This window comes from Sediminitomix flava, from assembly GCF_003149185.1.
In the GTDB taxonomy this organism is placed as follows: Bacteria; Bacteroidota; Bacteroidia; order Cytophagales; family Flammeovirgaceae; genus Sediminitomix; species Sediminitomix flava.
Genome location: NZ_QGDO01000002.1, coordinates 490,688 through 508,905 on the forward strand (window position 1 = coordinate 490,688; position 18,218 = coordinate 508,905).

General features: G+C 35.3%; 14 protein-coding genes. 7 read left to right on the top strand and 7 right to left on the bottom strand.

Going from position 1 to position 18,218, the window contains the following annotated elements; genetic code table 11:
• The first annotated feature begins 6 nt into the window (after window positions 1-6).
• From BC781_RS09195 to BC781_RS09205, 3 genes are all read left to right on the top strand, one after another.
• On the top strand, window positions 7-3,273 hold the full coding sequence (locus tag BC781_RS09195) for an efflux RND transporter permease subunit (RefSeq protein WP_109616946.1): 3,267 nt from the start codon (window positions 7-9) through the stop codon (window positions 3,271-3,273).
• A gap of 93 nt (window positions 3,274-3,366) precedes the next feature.
• The gene (locus tag BC781_RS09200) at window positions 3,367-4,827 is read left to right on the top strand and encodes a TolC family protein (RefSeq protein ID WP_109616947.1); all 1,461 of its coding nucleotides are present in this window, start codon (window positions 3,367-3,369) and stop codon (window positions 4,825-4,827) included.
• Between the two features lie 136 nt (window positions 4,828-4,963).
• Window positions 4,964-5,557, top strand: a complete 594-nt coding sequence (locus tag BC781_RS09205; RefSeq protein WP_109616948.1) for a hypothetical protein — start codon at window positions 4,964-4,966, stop codon at window positions 5,555-5,557.
• A gap of 95 nt (window positions 5,558-5,652) precedes the next feature.
• Here BC781_RS09205 and queD read toward each other — a convergent pair whose 3' ends face one another.
• From queD to BC781_RS09225, 4 genes are all read right to left on the bottom strand, one after another.
• A complete protein-coding gene (gene queD / locus BC781_RS09210; RefSeq protein ID WP_109616949.1) occupies window positions 5,653-6,009 on the bottom strand; it encodes a 6-carboxytetrahydropterin synthase QueD in 357 nt (118 codons plus the stop codon).
• Between the two features lie 64 nt (window positions 6,010-6,073).
• A complete protein-coding gene (holA, locus tag BC781_RS09215) occupies window positions 6,074-7,096 on the bottom strand; it encodes a DNA polymerase III subunit delta (RefSeq protein ID WP_109616950.1) in 1,023 nt (340 codons plus the stop codon).
• A 120-nt stretch (window positions 7,097-7,216) separates the two neighbouring features.
• A complete protein-coding gene (locus BC781_RS09220; protein ID WP_109616951.1) occupies window positions 7,217-8,242 on the bottom strand; it encodes a hypothetical protein in 1,026 nt (341 codons plus the stop codon).
• Window positions 8,243-8,553: 311 nt separating this feature from the next.
• Complete coding sequence (locus tag BC781_RS09225) at window positions 8,554-9,042, bottom strand: hypothetical protein (RefSeq protein WP_109616952.1); 489 nt, start codon at window positions 9,040-9,042, stop codon at window positions 8,554-8,556.
• A 105-nt stretch (window positions 9,043-9,147) separates the two neighbouring features.
• Here BC781_RS09225 and BC781_RS09230 point away from each other — a divergent pair, with 105 nt between their 5' ends.
• A complete protein-coding gene (locus tag BC781_RS09230) occupies window positions 9,148-10,248 on the top strand; it encodes an NAD(P)/FAD-dependent oxidoreductase (RefSeq protein ID WP_109616953.1) in 1,101 nt (366 codons plus the stop codon).
• Window positions 10,245-10,757 (top strand): cupin domain-containing protein, encoded by a 513-nt coding sequence (locus BC781_RS09235; protein ID WP_109616954.1) that lies wholly within the window; start codon window positions 10,245-10,247, stop codon window positions 10,755-10,757. The genes BC781_RS09230 and BC781_RS09235 overlap by 4 nt, the downstream gene beginning before the upstream one ends.
• Window positions 10,758-11,042: 285 nt before the next feature.
• On the opposite strand, the gene BC781_RS09245 is transcribed toward BC781_RS09235, so the two are convergent.
• Window positions 11,043-11,549: a hypothetical protein gene (locus BC781_RS09245; protein ID WP_109616956.1), complete on the bottom strand. Its 507-nt coding sequence runs from the start codon at window positions 11,547-11,549 to the stop codon at window positions 11,043-11,045.
• 493 nt (window positions 11,550-12,042) lie between these two features.
• Here BC781_RS09245 and BC781_RS09250 point away from each other — a divergent pair, with 493 nt between their 5' ends.
• Together BC781_RS09250 and BC781_RS09255 are read left to right on the top strand one after the other, a co-directional pair.
• Complete coding sequence (locus tag BC781_RS09250; protein WP_109616957.1) at window positions 12,043-15,237, top strand: SusC/RagA family TonB-linked outer membrane protein; 3,195 nt, start codon at window positions 12,043-12,045, stop codon at window positions 15,235-15,237.
• Window positions 15,238-15,248: 11 nt separating this feature from the next.
• Window positions 15,249-16,736 carry a SusD/RagB family nutrient-binding outer membrane lipoprotein gene (locus BC781_RS09255; protein WP_109616958.1) on the top strand — a complete coding sequence of 496 codons (1,488 nt, stop codon included), beginning with the start codon at window positions 15,249-15,251 and terminating at the stop codon, window positions 16,734-16,736.
• A 55-nt stretch (window positions 16,737-16,791) separates the two neighbouring features.
• On the opposite strand, the gene BC781_RS09260 is transcribed toward BC781_RS09255, so the two are convergent.
• Together BC781_RS09260 and gloA2 are read right to left on the bottom strand one after the other, a co-directional pair.
• Window positions 16,792-17,712 (bottom strand): phosphodiester glycosidase family protein, encoded by a 921-nt coding sequence (locus BC781_RS09260; protein ID WP_109616959.1) that lies wholly within the window; start codon window positions 17,710-17,712, stop codon window positions 16,792-16,794.
• A 58-nt stretch (window positions 17,713-17,770) separates the two neighbouring features.
• Window positions 17,771-18,169, bottom strand: coding sequence for an SMU1112c/YaeR family gloxylase I-like metalloprotein (gene gloA2, locus BC781_RS09265; protein WP_109616960.1), 399 nt, complete (start codon window positions 18,167-18,169; stop codon window positions 17,771-17,773).
• Between the last annotated feature and the right edge of the window lie 49 nt (window positions 18,170-18,218).

Here is an 18,218-nt window from a genome sequence, read left to right on the forward strand (position 1 = left end):
CAAACTATGCGCAAAATTGTTGAAAACTTTGTCAAGTATGGTATTCTATCCAATACCATCATAGCCCTGACACTGATTTTTGGGGCATTGGCAGTAGCGACTACCAATAAAGCTTTTTTCCCAGAACGCCCATCAAGATATATCAATGTTTCGGTAGCCTACCCAGGTGCTTCACCTGAGGAAATGGAAGAAGGAATTACTCAAAGAATTGAAGAGGCAATCCGTAATATTGTAGGGATTTATAAAATCAATTCTACTTCTCGAGAGAACTTTGTAAGTGTTTCCGTAGAAACTACTGAAAGTGCCGATATTGATGAAGTACTTACCGAAATCAAAAATGCAGTTGATGGTATCAGTGGATTCCCTGCTGGTGCTGAACGTCCAATTGTAAGTAAAAACAAAGCCCGTTCTCCTGTAATGTGGCTTGCTTTTACAGCAGAACAGGAGGGCGTAGGTCTGAATGATTTGAAAAAAGCATTACAGAAAGCTGAAGAAGAAATGCTTTCGAGTGGTGTTGTGTCTCAAATTAACATTTTTGGATTCCCGAGTAGAGAGATTTCTATAGAAGTTTCTGAAGAGACACTTCTTAAATACCAATTGACTTTTGATGAAGTAGTAAGGGCTGTAAGAAATAATAACCGTGATGTTTCAGGTGGTATTATCAAGACTAATGACGAAGAAATTATCATCCGTTCAAGAGCTAGAGAAAACGAAGCAGCCAGAATTGGTAATCTTGTTTTAAGAGCATCTAACACTGGTAATATTATTCGCCTTTCAGATATCGGAACGATCAAAGAAGAATTTGAAGATGTTCCGAACTACTCTACCTATAATAGCAAGCCTTCAGCCTACATGTTCATCCAAAAGTTAAATTCAGAAGACTTACAGAAAGTATCTGAGTTTGCGGTTAACTATGTAGAAAAATTTAATAAGGAAAATAGCCACATTCACATCAATGTAGCTTACCGATTCCTAGATATGCTGAATCAACGTTTGGATATGCTTATTTCAAACGGGGCAGTTGGGGTACTTCTTGTATGTATTGCACTTGGTTTCTTCCTAAGTTTAAGGCTCTCTCTTTGGGTTGCATGGGGTATTCCTTCATCATTCTTAGGCTTGTTTATCTTTGGTGCATTTGCAGGACTGACCATCAACATGATTTCATTATTCGGTATGATCATGGTTGTTGGTATCTTGGTAGATGATGGAATTGTAATTGCCGAAAATATTTATTCTCACTTTGAGAAAGGTAAAACACCTTGGAGAGCTGCTGTAGACGGAGCAATGGAAGTGATTCCTTCCGTATTTACTTCAGTAAGTACTACAATCGTAATTTTCATTCCGTTCTTATGGATTGAAGGTAGTTTAAGCTTCTTGAGAGACCTTTCAATGGTTGTTATTTTCTCTCTTGCTTTCTCATTGATTGAAGCATTCCTTGTACTTCCTGCTCACTTAGCTAGTCCTAGCGTACTAGAAAAGCGTGACCCGAATAAAAAAGGCTTTTATGCTTCATTCCGAAATACGGCTGAAAACATTATCAATTTCTTAAGATTCAAAATCTATGCTCCTTCATTGGAATGGACGATAAAGAATAGATATGTATCTATGGCTATAATTCTAGCTGCCTTCACAATTACTGGAGGACTTTTAGCTGGTGGTTACATCAAAGCAACATTCTTCCCTCGTATTCCTTTCAATAGTTTACGTATCGATATTGCTTTTAAAGCAGGTGAAAGAGACACCAAAACAACAGACTACATTGCTAGATTTGATGATCTTGTTTGGGAAATGAATGAAGACCTCAAACGAGATTATAACGATACTACAAACTGGATTGACGCTACAATTTCAGATGTTGGTGGTAGTAAATTTGGTAGTGGTGGGCATACTGGTAAAATTGATATTTTCTACAAAGAACTTGAAGATGCTCCTTTCGATGATATCGAATTGGTAAATAGACTTCAAGAGAAAATTGGAGAAGTACCAGAAGCTGAAAAACTATCAATTGGTAACGATAATCAATTTGGTAAACCCGTAGAAATTCGTTTGATGAGTAGCAATGCTCAACAATTAGAAGACGCTACTGCATTCTTGAAAGAGAAACTACAAGGCATTTCAGAGCTGCAACAGATCAATGACAGCCGTGACATTGGTAAAAGAGAGTTACAAATCGATCTTAAGCCACAGGCCTATGCTTTAGGTTTGGAGAGAAATGACATTGTAAGACAAATCAGACAAGGTTTCTTTGGAGAAGAAGCACAACGTTTCCAAAAAGGTCGTGATGAAATCAGAGTTTGGGTAAGATATCCTAAAATGGGACGTATCAGTATTGCTCAACTTGAAAACATGAAAGTCAAGTTCCAAGGCAAAGAGTACTTCGTAAAAGAGTTAGTCGATTATAAATTGGAACGAGGAGTTGCAAGTATCAAACACTACATGGGGAACAGAACAATGTCAGTAGATGCTGAATTGGTTAACCCAGAGACTGAACTTCCTCCAATTCTTGAGCAAATTGACAATAAAATTGTACCTGAGCTTCTTGCAAAATTCCCAGATGTAAGAAAAGAAAGCGGAGGTCAAGCAGAAGAAAGTCAACGTTCTGGACAACAAATGATGCTCCTTTTCGGAACTGGATTCGTCATGATGTTCATTATCATTCTTCTAAACTTCAGATCATTCTATCAAGCTGTTCTTATTCTTGCAATGATTCCTCTAGGTTGGTTGGGTTCTGCGTGGGGACATGGTATACACGGGCTTCCAATTTCAATGCTTAGCGGATGGGGTATGATTGCCCTTGCTGGTGTGATTGTGAATGATGCCGTTGTATTCTTAGATAAATACAACCGAAACCTTAAAGAAGGAATGAAAGCTAAAGATGCCGCATTTAGTGCAGGTATCGCTCGTTTCCGTCCGATCATGCTAACATCAATTACAACTGTAGTTGGTTTGTATCCTCTGATTTTGGAAACAAGTTTACAGGCTCAAATCCTTATCCCGATGGCATTAGCTATTGCTTGGGGAGTATTAGTTGGTACAATCTTGATTCTATTATTCTTCCCTGTACTTATTCTTATTTTCAACGATATCAGAAGAAGTGCTCGAAGATTATGGTCTTGGGAATCTGTAACCGCAGAAGAGGTAGAAAGAGTAATTATTGACGCGAAGAAAGACCTTCTATTGGAAGACACTCCCACACATTCAAACGGGCATGCTCCAAAGTCAAAAATATCACTCACAAAACTAAATGGACATATTGAAGACACCGTCCATTAATTTTTAAAAGTAGACTAATGGTTATAGTAGTCGGGAGGTATGTAAAGGTTGGTTTACCTTTCCGACTGCTTTTCCTCTAATAATATTAGAATTATGAGAAACTATTTTTTAAGCACAATTTTCCTTCTGCTTACACTCTCAGTTCAGTCAAATGCTCAAGAAAAACTGTCATTAAAAGACGCATTGGCGATCGGGTTACAAAATAACTTCGATATCAAGATTGAGGAAAGCAAGATCGATAATGCTCAACAAAATAACACTTGGGGAATTGCTGGTCGTTATCCGAGCATCGACTTCATAGTGAATAGTAATAACTCTTACACCAACTCTACTCCTGCTAACCCATTTGCAGTAGCGGGTAATAACCGTTCGAACAGACTAGCCGAACAGCTGAATTTCAACTGGGTCTTGTTTAATGGTTTTAGAGTCAAATTCACGAAAGAACGTCTTGAATTACTAGAAGTTCAAACGGAACAGGATGCTGCAATTATCATAGAAAATACCGTTCAACAAATTATTTCTGGATACTACAGAGTTCAGTTGGTTGAAGAAAACCTTAGTGTACTAAGAACTGTCCTTAACCTTTCTAGAGATAGAGTTGAATTTGTAAGATTGCAAAGAGAACTAGGTAGTGGTACGTCTTTCGATGTGTCACAGGAAGAAACGATTTACTATACTGATTCTACGAATTATGTAAATCAGCAACAAGTAGTAGCAAATGCATACAGAGATTTAAACTTTTTACTTTCAGAAGAGAACCTTGATAAAACCTATGAGTTAACGGATAATCTAGAGTTTACTGCTCCAGACTATATTTTTCAAGATCTATTAGAGCAAACAAAAAATAACAATGCTAACCTTGAACGTCAGTATACTGCTTTGAAATTAAGTGCGACCAATATTGCACTTCAAAAAGCGAATAAGATGCCGACATTCAGTGTTGACTTTGGTCTTACATATAGTAATTCTTGGTTTAAAATTGATGAAACGACCTTTGAACCAAACGGTACTATCACAGCTGGAACTCCAGTTTATGAAGATGATGGCTTAGAGGGAAGCTTCAACCCAAATAATCAAGTTGGTTCTGTTGCCAGTTTTGATGGGCAGCAAGTTAAAACAGGCGATAGACTTCTTTTAAGTGGTGATGATTTTAGCCCGTATTATGCAAATGCTAGTATCAGAATTCCTCTATTCAGAGGAAAACAATTAAGCAGAGCTTTGCAAGAAGCTAAGTTGCAGTACGATCAACAACAGTTGGCTACGGAAAGACTGGAATTGAGTGTTGAAAATAGCCTTTTGAAAGAATACGGACAATATACCAACCGTACTCAAATTGTAGATATCACAAACAAATCGTTAGAAGCAGCCCAACTAAACTTGACGCTAAGCCAAGAAAGACTTCAAATGGGAACAATCAATTCATTTGATTACCGTCAGGTGCAAGTAGCCTATTTGAATTCAGCTTTCAGAGCAGCACAAGCTAAATTTGAGTTATTAGATTCACATGCAAAACTCCTTCGTCTTACTGGAGGTATCATGACTGAAACTGAATAAAGCATACGCTTTATATCTATTTTGTTTATACAGTTGACTTAAAGAAACCCTTCCTTATCGGAGGGTTTTCTTTTTTAGAACCTTTCTGAGAACTAAGCGTATATCTATCTAGTACATTTTTTAACTATTTTTTTTCATGTATAAAATTGCCCAAAATCTAATACTCCGATTCGATGGAAAATCACTCGATCAAGTTGGCACTGACAAGTATAGAAATCGAACTATTCAGAAAAAGATCATTGAAAGTATCATCCTAGGAATTGACCTTTTTCTTATAGGTGCAGATTTCTTTGAAGGACTAACAATAGAATATGATATACTACTTTTTATACAAGTCTTTACGGGAACAATTATTGGTAGTGACCTAATGTTTAACTTTATTCCAACCGAGCGAAAACGATTCTTTATTCACCTTGATGAAGAAAAGTTTTCCTTCAAAACCAAAGCTTTATTGAAACCTAAAGTTATTCCATTAAAAAAAGTCCGAAAACTACATGTTGAATTGGATACTTTAATATTTCAGATGTTTGGTGGAAAAAAAATTCGATTCTTTGCTAACAATATTAACTTCGATAATGAAAAGAAAGAATTACTCCATTCAAAGATTATTGAAACATTACAACAAAAAGGGGTTCAAGTTACAGTTTCTGAGAGAAAACAAAAGGTTCTAGAAAAAAGTGGATTTAATGGAGTTGAGGAATTAGAAGTAAGAGATATTTATAGTAGATAAAAAGTAACTTTGTAAGTTTATTGTCTTGGTCTTCTGTCTCTTTTCAAGAAGACCAAGAGAAAGCTTGTTAAGGGATTTAAAACTATTGAACCTAATTATTCTCCAGTATATGTTGCTGCACAATCTACTGTTTCATAAATAGTTACTCTAGACAAAGCCTCTAATTCTGGTTTTAATTTATCCCAAACCCATTTAGCAATCACTTCGCTCGTTGGATTTTCTAAGCCTTCTATATTATTCAAATAATTATGATCTAATTGCTCACGAATAGGCTCAAACTTCTTAGCGATATCACCAAAATCCATTACCCAACCATAAGGTTGTTTAATCTCATCTTTAAGATATATAACTGCTTTCCAAGAATGTCCATGTAATCTACCACAAGGATGCCCCTCAGGCATGTTTGGTAAGTGGTGGGCTGCTTCGAATGTAAACTCTTTAAATATTTCCATAGCTAGGTAAAGGTCTAAACCCAAGGAAAGTTTTACCTTTTAAAACTTATTAGTAGATAAATTCTTAATGCATGATTTTATAAATCAATTCTTTAAGAATTTGATTTTCTGCAATACTGCTATCCACACCTTTTGACTGTAAATCTGCCTGATGTAAAACATCAATAATCTGTACGGTCTTAGGTAAAGGATAATTACGCGCTGCTGTGAAATAATCAGCTACAAAATAAGGACTTACACCTAATAACTTTGCAGCTTCTTCCTTCGTTTGACCAGCATTATGATGTACTAGTAAAACTTTGGAAAAGTAAGAGAATAGCATTGAAATAATAGGGATAACAGGGTTGCTCTTTGGATCTGAAGCAAAAAAGTTAATAATCTGATTTGCCTTAAGAACATCTCTTTTTCCCAATGCAGCTTGAAGCTCAAACACATTATATTCTCTGCTGATACCAATATGTTTTGAGATCATTGACTCAGTGATCTCAACAGCATCATCAGGGTAATTGATCATCATCTTATTGATTTCATTTGAAATACGAGTAAGATCATTACCAATATGTTCTGCTATCAAAGTTGCTGGTTTGTCTTTGATCGAGTGACCAAGATTTTTGACGTAACTTTTGACCCAAGTTGGGAGCTTGTTGTCATAAATTTTCTTAGAGTCTACCAACACGACTTTTTTATCCATGGTTTTCCATAGAGACGTGTTTTTATTAATCTTTTTATGCTTATAAACAAAGACAAGGATTGTAGTAGGAACTGGTTGTTTGATATAGTTCACCAATTGCTCTTGAGCCGTCTTACGCCCGAAATCTGGCATTTCTTGTGCCTCTTTCAAGATAATAACCTGCCTCTGAGCCATCATTGGAAATCTTCGTGCACTTTCCAATAATTGATTCATCGATATATCCTTCCCATAAAGAATCGTTTGGTTAAAACTCTTCTCCGATGGGGTCAACGCATTTTCTTCAATAAGACGTGAAATCTCATCTATATAAAAAGGCTCGTCCCCTTGCAGGAAGTATACTGGTGCAAATGTTTTTGCTTTTAGTTCCTTAATAACCGCATCCGGAGTTTTTGCCATACCTCCCCAATCTCTAAATCCTGATTATAAAAAATACAATTAATTATAGAATTTCTCTAAGAGGATGCAAGATAATGGAAGTTTTTGGATTACGAAAATACTTGCACTTAATAGCTGTTACTATTTTGAGTCAATTCCGTATTCAACTAACTCCTGTACGAAATGTCTTCCATTACGTGTAGAATCACCAAAATTTGGATAAGGATAGGCAACTTGAGTAGCTACAAGTGTGTCTGAATTCTCAGTGTAAGGATACTCCCAGTCATCACTTGAACTAGCAGCAAAAGGCTGATACTTTATAAACCAATTGATTATAGAGTCGTCTGAAACATTATACAACGGATTATAAACCATCTCATCGTCTCTTTCAAAGTCTTCTAAGCCATAAAAAGGATTCGGCAATTGATCGGTTTTGTACTGCTCAAAAAAGAGTTGTCTTGAATTGGTGATTACTTCTTGGTCTTTATAATCGACAAAAGGATTAAGGATTACAGAATCTTTAAAACTAAAAACAAAAGTGTTAATAATATTTTCTGACTGCTGAACATTCACTTTTCTAATCAATCCCACACCTTCTGCATATTGCTCAAATACACTATCAATCCCAATTGCAGCATTATTTCGAAACAAACCATGTCTCACTTTAACTGTAAAAGGAAAATTTAGAGTATCAATTGAATAAGCTTGTCCATGCTCTATTACTGTATAGTATTCATCAGGGAAAGCATTCATCGCATTGCCGTTCCACTGTTTTTCAAAACGTAATGGCTCTACTAATTTTATATAATTTATACCATACTCTTGAACCTCAATCTTGGTAGGAGATTTCCTGACTACCCATCTAGCTGGCAATTGAGTCCAAGATGCAACTTCAGGAGTTCTCGAATATCTTGTTACATAAAACAGCGTATCTCCACCTATGAAACCACCATCAGAATATTCCTCTCTTAAAAAATATACAGAAGTACTGTCTTTCTCATTTTCTACAGTCAAGGTATCCTCTACATAAAAAACTCGATATTGACCATCTACTAAAGGGAAATAAGTTGTATTAGGTCTTACATCCGATGAAGGTACAGGATCATTCAGATCACAAGAAATCAAGGTTAACAAAAAGAAAACTATGGATAGGTTGGATATTCTCATTCGGACTTGTTTTTAAAATCGCTAATTAATGCAATTATACAAAGTATGTGAATAGCGTCAAAAAACATAAGGTCTCACTTTCATAAGACCTTATATAATATTTCATTTTTCAGTAAGTATCCGTCATATTTAATTCCCCATTATAACTACCCCCATAAAATAAGGTACAAGCTCAATTCATTTTTTCACTTCTATACCTACATGATTTCACATTAGAATAAGTAAAATCCTAATTCTATCTGATACATAAAAATCTAAAATGGTTAAGCCGATTTCTTCATAAGGAGAAGAATAAAAAATCAAAGCTTAACTTATAACTCGACCTCACTACGCTTAGGTAGTTTTTTACTCAATTTCTGAATATCCTCATCTCTATTGATAGAAATTGCTAAGGTGTACCATAACAAAATAGACCTCAAACCTTCAATATGCCCTCCTTCATAGTCCTGCTCGGTAATTTCATACCTCACCCGTCCAGAAATATAAGCAAACATCAGCTCTGGATTTTCATCGATGTACTGAAGAGCTTCATGCGATATAGGAGCTTTAATATGTGGAGCACCTTCAACCCAAGTCATCATAAACTTAATGGTCGCTTTTCTCTTCGATTTAAAAAGGCCAATCGGTGTACGGTCTAACCAATCAATACATGCTAAAATTTCATCTTGGTACTTATGATAATCCTCTTCACTTTTATATACAACTCGCTTCGGGATTTTAAATTTTTGTTGTGCTAATCCCTCAAAAGATGAAAATAATAGAAATGTAAAAAGTAGTGCAATTGTAAAAATGCGTAACATTGTATAGTAATTTGAGTTTGAGTTATGGGTTTTTGTAGTAGTATGAGCAATTGATCCCCTTAAACTATTAAAAAGAGAAGATAAAAGAAAACTATTTCACGGATAATGAACTACGACTATCTTATTCTAGGCCAAGGACTTGCAGGTTCTGCAGTGGCTATGAGATTATTCCAAGAACAAGCTTCATTTTTAGTTATCGACAACCCTGACACTCCAGCATCCTCTATGGTTGCAGCAGGCATTGTAAACCCGATAACAGGAAGAAAACTAGTTAAAACATGGTTATGCGATGTTATCTTTGATGAACTCCATTCTTTTTATCCTCAAGTTGAAAAAATCACCAATGAAAAATTCTTTCATCCTATAGATTTATACTTCCCTTTTACCACACAGGAGAGACAAACTGAATGGGTTAGCCAAAGTGCAGACTCTACTTATCAGAAATATGTAAAAGGAATTGAATATAATAATAGATATGAAGGTACACTGAAAAGTGAATTTGGAGGAATGATAGTTGGTCAATCTGGCTATCTCGATATTCCTACCTATTTAGCTGCCGTAAAAAAGCTTTTACATTCAAATCAACAATATCATGAATCCAAATTGGAAGACAACGAACTAGTGATTCATGAAAATCATGTAGAATGGAATGGACACACCTTCAAAAAGGTGATCTTTTGCGATGGCTATGAAAATAGACTTAGAGAACATTTCTCATTCCTACCTTATAGAGCAGTAAAAGGGGAGTTATTTTTAGTGAAATTCGATGAAGCTCGTTTTGAGCACATTATCAATAAAAATGGATTTATTTTACCAATTGATAATGATGGAACCTGTAAAGTAGGAGCTACTTACGATTATTATAAACTCACTGAAGGCACTACTGAAAAAGGTCATGAACAGTTAGTTGAAAAATTAGAACAAATCACCGACACTCCATATAAAATTTTAAATCACTGGGCAGGTATTCGTCCTGCGACTTACGACCGCCGCCCATTTGTTGGTCAACATCCTGAAATTAAACCATTCTGGATTCTGAATGGACTTGGGACAAAAGGTGTATCACTTTCCTCTTATTTCTCTAAACATTTGCTTGATGTAATTGAAGGAAAAGTAGAACTTATGCCTGAGGTAGATCCGCTTAGAAAAGAAAAACAGGTCCAAAATAAAAAACCAAGACAACGTAATCGTAAAAAGAAATCATGAAAACAGCTCAATATTGGATTGAAAAGTTAGAAATGGAAAAGCACCCAGAGGGAGGGTATTTTAAAGAAACTTATCGTTCAGACCAGACACTAAAAATAGAAGGACTACCAGCTCGTTTTTCTGGGGATAGATCAGCTTCTACTTGTATTTTATACCTACTTGAAAAAGATGATTTTTCAAGTTTTCATAGGATTGCTTCAGATGAAATTTGGCACTTCTACACGGGTACATCAGCCCTTGAGGTTTTGGAACTAAGCTTTGAAGGAGACTTGCTCAGTCATAAATTAGGGAGTAATTTTGAAAATGGAGAATACTTCCAAGCTATGGTTCCTGCTGGAGCTTGGTTTGGTGCTAGATTAGCTGACCAAAATGAAAATGCTTATGCCCTTGTTGGCTGTACTGTCGCTCCTGGTTTTGATTTTGAAGATTTCGAAATGGCTAAATCAGCTGAGCTAATGGAAATTTTTCCAACTCAAAAAGAGATTATTGAAAAGATGTGCCGTCAATAATCCACCAAAGCTCTACCCCAAAAGTAAAACCTAAGCCTTTTTCTATTTTTAGAGTTATCGGCTAAATGCCAACATCGTCTAGACTGTGACCAACGAGCTGTTGGAATTTGCTTAATAATAGAAATTAACTCTTTATCGTAATTAAAGAATAGGAAAAGGCGCTTTTCTTGCCTGTGAAGAAAAGGCTCAACTCTGATAATTCGCATTTGGGTTAACTTAGAATAAATTAGTGAATTAGGTATTTACTAATTTATATAACTTTAATCTTTTCCCCTACCCTTATTTCTAATTATTCATTTTAGCTTTATCCACCTGATTCATTTTCTTCACTAATTCAAATATCGGAATCAATAAAATTGCAGTGAAAGGGTAAACCACCATAGAAATTAATTGATAAGCGAAGACTTGTAATGCTCTAATTCCTGTAACTTTATTTAACGCACTTAATGAAAAGGAAACCAATACAATTAAAGCCATTATAATTAGAGTTCGCTTTACTATTTGTTTGGAGTAGAAGAAGAGTATAATCGCAGCAAAACTCATTGTAATATTAAACAAGAAATAAACCTTTGAAGCTACCCACACAGGCTGAGTTGCTAAGAAACCTAGCTCACTTAACTTCATAAAAATCGGATTTAGCCAAACCACATTGATTAAGTACGTAGATACTGACTCTAAAAAAGGAGAGGTATCATGCTTCACTTGAATTGAAAAAAGCATAACACAAACTAAAATAACGAGTGCTAGAAACTTTCTTGCTAACACCTTACCACTACGTATTTTTACTTGCATAGAATAACCACGATATATTTTAATATCTAATTTATACTTATTCTAAACTTAAAAACTGATGAAATCACACCTTTCCTTTTTAATGTAATCAATATTGACTTTCTAATAAAAACCCTATTAACATTAAGCATAATAACATTGCCCACCATCAACATTATAAATGTACATCAAACACTAACCACTGAAAACCAAATGATCATACCAACTTTCAGTGATACAATCTTATCACTCTATATAGTGAAGTATATCGCTTAAATGTTAACGAATTTTAAAGGTCATTAAAAATAGACAGCTCATCAGTAATACCTCTCATCATTAATACTCGATTAAATCTGGTTTCCCAATGATGAAGCTAGTTCACAACTGATACAATACTCTTCAAATCAAATGACTAAAGAGTATATAAAACATCATTCTATCTATTCAGAATACTTTTTTTAGTTGGGACTGCTCTAAATGACATTAAATAAATTCAAATACTAACTTTTTTCAAATGAAAAGATTACTATTACTTTTTTCCTTTCTCGGGATGGTCTTTTTAGGTTTCTCCCAAGAAAGAACAGTAACGGGGACAGTTACAGACCCTTCAAATAATCCAATACCAGGTGTTGGTATTATTGTAAAAGGATCTCAATTAGGAGTTTCGACTGACATAAATGGTCAGTATAAAATCACATTAAATGAAGAAGGCTCAACACTTATTTTTAGACTTGTTGGTTTTCAAACTCAAGAAATTGCCATCGGGAATCAGAGTGTAATCGATGTCAAACTTGCAGAAGATATTGAGCAACTTGACGAAGTTGTAGTTACTGCACTAGGGGTAAGTAGAGAAAAGAAATCAATTGGTTATGCTACTCAACAAGTAGACGAATCAGCTCTTTTAGTAAAAGACCCAACCTCAGTTGCAAACTCTTTACAAGGTAAGGTTGCTGGTGTACAAATACGTTCTGGTTCTGGAGGTGTTGGTGCTAGTTCAAGTGTAGTTATTCGTGGATATACGTCGTTAAGCGGTTCTAACCAACCATTATATGTAGTAGATGGTACTCCTGTAAGCAACTATGACCAAGGAGCTGCTTCAGGTGGATATGATTTTGGTAACGGTGCTCAAGACATCAACCCAGAAGATGTGGAAAGTGTATCAGTACTAAAAGGTGCTGCTGCTACAGCTCTTTATGGAAGTAGAGCGAAAAATGGAGTCATCATGATTACTACTAAAAGTGGTAAATCAAGTAAAGGTTTGGGTATTGAAATAAATACTGGGGTTACTTTTGATAGAGTATTTATCATTCCTGATTTACAAAATGAGTATGCAGGTGGTGACAATATGGATTATTATAGCTTTCAATATGACCCTAGTATTCATGGACCAGAATGGGAAAAGTTTAATGGAGCTAAGACTCTTAATACTGGAACAGACGAAAGTTGGGGACCAAGAATGGACGGAACGCCTGTATTGATGTGGCATTCTTTTGTTCCAGAAAGTAATACGTATAATCAATTAGTCCCTCTTCTTCCTCAAAAGGATAATTATGAGAGATTATTTGATACTGGAATCACAAAAACAAATTCAATTGCATTGAGTAATAGCGATGAGAAATCTAGTTACCGTTTAGCATTTACGAATGTAAGCCAAGATGGAGTAGTACCATTCTCTACACTTGATAGAAATACGCTTTCATTAAAATCGAAAACAGAAATCAACAAATACTTTACAGCTTTTGCCTCTGCTAGTTATGTAAAGCAAGAAACTAGACGTTCTGGCTTTGGTTATTCTGGAAGTGGTACAAATATAGGTTCATCATTCCGTGTTTGGTCACAAAGACAAATCGATCCAGATATTTTAAGAAAGCATACATACTCGGAAGCTTTAGGGCAACAAGTTTCTTGGAATATGAGAAATATTGCTGACGGTAGAACATATATCCGTTGGTCAAACAACCCATATTGGGCCCTTGAAAATATCTATGCGACAGATCAAAAAGATAGAATATTTGGTAATGCAGGACTTCAATTTAAATTAAATGAGAAGTTTAGTGTTACAGCTACTGCACGTACGGATTACTACTCTTTACAGATTCAAGATCAAGTAGGTATTGAAGGCACAACAACTCCTTCATTTGGTGAAAGCAAACGTATTTCCCAAGAGAATAACTTTGAAATCTTAGCAAACTATAATGATACTTTTGCAGAAGACTGGTCTGTAAATGTTATTGCTGGTGGAAACATCCGCACTGTCGCAGCAAACTCTTTAGGATTAAGTACAACTGATGGACTTGTTCTAGACAATTATTATCATGTGAGAAATACTGTTAATCCAGAAGTTGGTTTCTTTAGCTCAAAATATGAAGAACAAATTAACTCAATTTTCACAAGTGCATCTATTGGCTATAAAGATTTCTTATTCTTAGATGCGAGCCATCGTATTGACTGGTCTTCTACTCTACCTCCTGATGACAATAGCTTTGGGTATTCAGCTTTGAGTACAAGTTTTGTCTTCTCTGAATTGTTAGCTAGTCAAGATGTACTTTCATTTGGTAAATTAAGAGCAGGTATTGGTCAAGCTGGAGCTGGTACTGGTGCTTATTCTCTATATAATACTTATTCTACAGGGGCATATGGTAGTGCTAATATCTTTGCAGTGCCAAATACTTTACCGAACTCAGAGTTAAAAAATGAATTAGCGACAGAATACGAGATAGGTCTAGAAACGCAACTATTCAATGGGAGAATCGGACTAGAAGCAACATATTTCAATAAGATTTCTGAAAACCAAATCTTAGATGTTTCAGTACCTTCTACATCTGGATATTCTACAGCAATTATCAATGCTGGTGAAATACAAACCGATGGTGTTGAATTAGTTATTAGCGCTACTCCTCTAAAAATCGGAGATTTTCAATGGGATATGATTTTCAACTATGCAAAAGTAAAATCAATAGTTAATGAACTCGATGGAGACCTTGACACTTACCGAATTTCTAGTGTAGGTTCTGGATGGGTTTCTGCCGAAGCAGGTGGTTCATACGGTGATATGTATGCTTACCAAGGCTATGTTTATGATGATGCTGGAAATAAAGTAGTTGATGATAATGGCTTATACGAACGTTCTGGAGAACCTGTAAATTTGGGTTCTGCCATACCTGAATCTAATGGTGGTTTTATCAATACATTCCGATATAAAGGATTCTCATTAGGTGCACAAATCGACTTCTCTACAGGTGGATTGGTATACTCATTTATGGATAGATGGGGTACGAAAGCAGGACAAACTGCTAGAACTGTCGGCATTAATGCTAATGGTAAAAACTACAGAGATCCAGTTGAAGAAGGTGGTGGTATCTTATCTGAAGGTGTCCGAGCTAATGGTGAAGTAAATACACAATACGTATCAGCTCCAGCGTATTTTAACCGAATGAGATATCTTCCTGAAGAATTTATCTATGATGCTAGTTACGTTAAGCTTAGAGAAGTAAAACTCTCTTATAATATTCCAAGTAAATTGCTTTCAAACATTGGTCTGAATGCAGCTACACTATCTGTAGTTGGAAGAAACTTAGCTCTTCTAAAGTCAAATACTCCAGGTTTTGACCCAGAAGTAAACTCAACTACTACAAATGCTATCGGATATGAGTCAGGACAAGCTCCAAGTACTCGTTCGATCGGATTTAATCTAAATGTTAGATTCTAATTTTTTCCAAGATGACAATGAAATTTTTTAATAAAACAATAAAAGTAACTGCATTTGCAGTCGCGGCATTATTCTCTTCATGTGATCACTTTGAAGAAATGAATGTCAACCCTAACCTTCCATCTCAAGCAGCTACATCTGGCTTATTATCAAATGCTCAGATTGCTATTACAGGAAGATTTGTGGGAAGCATGGGACATTTGGGTAGTCAATACACACAGCAAGTTTCTCAGGTAGAATATCCTGCACCGTCAAACTATGATGATAGTGGACAATCTAGCTTTGCAAGTGTATATTCTGGTGCTTTGATTGATTTGAAAGAGATCATTAAACTCTGTAATGACCCTGATAAAGCAGAAAAGGTTGTTGTTTATGGAAACCTTGAAAACCAAAAAGCAGTAGCTGAAATTTTGAGTGTTTGGGCATTTCAAAATGTTACTGATGTATGGGGTGATGTTCCATACTCAGAGGCTTTAAAAGGTGATGAAGGGCTATTCCTTTCAAAATATGATACGCAAGAAGAAATCTATGATGATTTGATTGCTAGACTTACAGCTGCTTCTGCTGCTATTAAAGTTGACGGCACTCCAAAATTGGAAGGCGATTTATTCTTTGGTAGCGAGGAGAGTGATGTGCAAATGATGATGTGGAAAAAGTTTGCTAACTCATTACGTTTGAGAATGGCAATGCGTCTTTCAGAAGTAAATTCTTCAAAAGCTGATGCATTAATCAATGATGCTGATTTTGATGAAATTCTTTCAAGCTCAGACGAAGTAGTTGCTTTATATCATTTATCAACAGAAGCTGAAGCTAATCCAATTTATTACACGAATGTAATTGCAGCAGGTGGTGATAACATTGCAATATCAAATATAATGGTAGACCATTTAACTTCTTTAAATGATCCAAGATTAGCTTCATATGCTACTCCTAGTGATGCTGCTTCAGAGTATATTGGAGTACCTTACGGTATGGCAAATGATGTAGCTCTTTCTATATCACAGGATGATTTTTCTTTAATTGGAGGGAAATTTGCAGACCAAGATGCTCCATCGATCGTTATGACAGCTTCAGAAGTTTTATTTATTAAAGCTGAAGCAATTGCTAGAGGTTATATCTCTGGTGGTGCAACTGAAGCCGAAAAAGCATATAATGATGCTATTACTACTTCAATGGAATTTAATGGTGTAGCTACTGATGATATTACAACTTATTTAGCTCAGACTTCTGTTGCTTACGATAATGCAAATTGGAGAGCAATGATTGGAGAACAAAAGTGGTTAGCATTATACATGCAAGGAGTAGAAGCATGGTCAGAATGGAGACGTTTAGACTACCCTACTCTAACACCAAGTGCAAATGGTATCATTAATCAAATACCAAGAAGAAGAGCATATGCTTCTGATGAGTACTCTACTAATACTGCAAATGTAGAAGCAGCAGCTACTCGTATTACAGGAGGAGACTTCTATACATCTACTGTATGGTGGGATAAATAAGCCCCTCTAAAGATTTAAAAAATAAGAAAGCCACTTTCAGTAGAAAGTGGCTTTCTTATTTATCATCATAAACAATAAAAACTGGTGAAATATTATAAAACTTTTTCCCTGTTAACTCTTTGAATAAGCGATCAACTGTTTTTCCTAAATCTAAGAGATTATTTGAAGCACTAAAGTTAAGACTGAATTCATCATTACTAAATCGATATTGCAGAGCTGAACCCGCATCAAACAGTGAAGCAGTTCTAATCCCTACACTTTTGCCGATTTCAGTAATTTCTTTTACAGAAACTAGACCTCCATTCCCCGAAACTAAGAAACAGATATTTCCATCCTTATCCATACCACAGAGATTACGGTAAGTTTTTCTACTCCATTGGTTTTGATTTAGTGTTTCTCTAGAAATATAATCCCAAATCTTACCATTTTTCATCACAGATGGATGTGCTTGACAAGAGTAATCAATATGCCCTAGTCTAAGACTAAAAACACTTTTAGGACCTACAATAGCCTTCCCATTAATTACTTTAAAGAAACCCGAAGAAGAGCTTTTTTCTCCAAACCTTTGTCCATCAATAATCAGTTCACCTAAAGAATTACCTTGCTCATTGTAGAAAGAACTGTTTATAGCAAAAACAGTAGTTCCATCAACTAAACTTCTAGCACTCTCTCCTTCTTTATTATAGCTAAGACTAAAATTGTATTTATTCTTCTTAAACTTAATCAAGTAAAGTTCAGGATTAGAAATTCGGTAAAGAAGCTTCTGTATATCTCCAATTTTTGACCTACGGAATTTTATTTCACTCACTTCTACTTGATCACTTTCATACAATAGAACGGTATCTCTTGCCAGATCAATTACTAAATCGCCTCCATTTGTAAATAAAAAATGAGCATTACTAAGAGGTTTAAAAAGGAGTAATAATAGAACTCCAAAAAGAGAAATACACAGTTTAAATAATGTTCTTTTTTTCATTAATCAGATTAAAAATTAACTTCAATTACATCTTATAGAAGAGAATTGAGATGATTTACTAAACTTCATACAATTCCAAAGGTAAACCATCAGGATCTTCAAAAAAAGTGAAACGTTTATCTGTAAACTCATCAACTCTAATTATCTCTGTTTTTATACCCTTTGCTTGAAGGTTCTTAACAGCCATTTCTATGTCATCTACAGAAAAGGCTAAATGTCTCAAACCTCTAGCTTCGGGGAATGACGGTCTTTGAGGTGGAGAGGGAAATGAAAATAACTCAATTACATATTGATCGTTCAAAGCCAAATCCAACTTGTAAGAATCTCGTTCTTCTCGATACACTTCACGAATTACCTTTAAACCGAGTTTATCTACGTAAAAAGTTTTTGACCTTTCATAATCAGAACAGATAATAGCTATATGATGAACACTTTTTAGACCTAGATTCTTTTCCACTTTATTTTTCTTGAAATAAAACCATAAGAAAAAGCCCAGCCATCCGAAT